Annotated in this window: 2 protein-coding genes; both read left to right on the forward strand. The window is 61.3% G+C overall.

Features of this window, described 5'->3' with window-relative positions; all coding sequences use genetic code 11:
• On the forward strand, window positions 1-274 hold a 274-nt coding region (locus I6F47_RS20435; protein WP_231609273.1), incomplete at its 5' end, for a hypothetical protein.
• Between the two features lie 2 nt (window positions 275-276).
• On the forward strand, window positions 277-501 hold the full coding sequence (locus I6F47_RS20440) for a hypothetical protein (protein ID WP_114488343.1): 225 nt from the start codon (window positions 277-279) through the stop codon (window positions 499-501).
• Window positions 502-692 lie beyond the last annotated feature (191 nt).

Consider the following 692-nt stretch of genomic DNA (forward strand, 5'->3'; position numbering starts at 1 on the left):
CACACTTGTCGGTAAAGTTCAGTTGTCAGTAACGACAAACCAACGAAAGCACCAGATGACCCGCAAACTCACCGTCAGCACCAAGTGGCTCGAAATGGCCGCCATCAAGCTGGAGATCGACGCGCAGGACTCCCTGCACACCTGGATCGTCCTCGGCCAAACCCACCGCTACTGCGAAGACTTGGGCAAAGCAGCGATGCTCCGCAAGGCCGCCGGCATCAAGAGCATCGCCGAGCGCCGCGAGTTTCTTCGGATCAACGGTGTGACGGCCTGATCGTGAAGATCATCGCCACCACCCACCGCGTGCGCCGGTGGACGCGCAGCGACTGCACCGGTTTTCAGGTGCTTGAGCGCGTCACCCGCGTGCTCGGTATGCCTATCTGGTGCCGCGAAATCGACCGCGAGGACGTGCCGAGCTGGGCCTTCATCCAGCGCGCATGCCTTGGCGAAACCGACTGGGAATCGCGCCTGTTCAAAGACTATGCACACCTGCTCGCCTGATCGTGCCGCCAAAGACAAACCTCTCCGTTCCAACTGAAAGCACCCCATGAAATTCCTAAACCCTTTCCGCAAACCCTCCCCCAAGGAACTGGCCCAGCGCGAGCTGGAAGAAGCCCAGCGCCAACTCCTGGCGGCTCAGTCCAGCGCGGACTACGCCCGCCGCATCGCCGAGTACAACGGCGACCGCATCA

Source organism: Pseudoalteromonas sp. NZS37, from assembly GCF_015864265.1.
Lineage (GTDB): Bacteria > Pseudomonadota > Gammaproteobacteria > Enterobacterales > Alteromonadaceae > Pseudoalteromonas > Pseudoalteromonas arctica.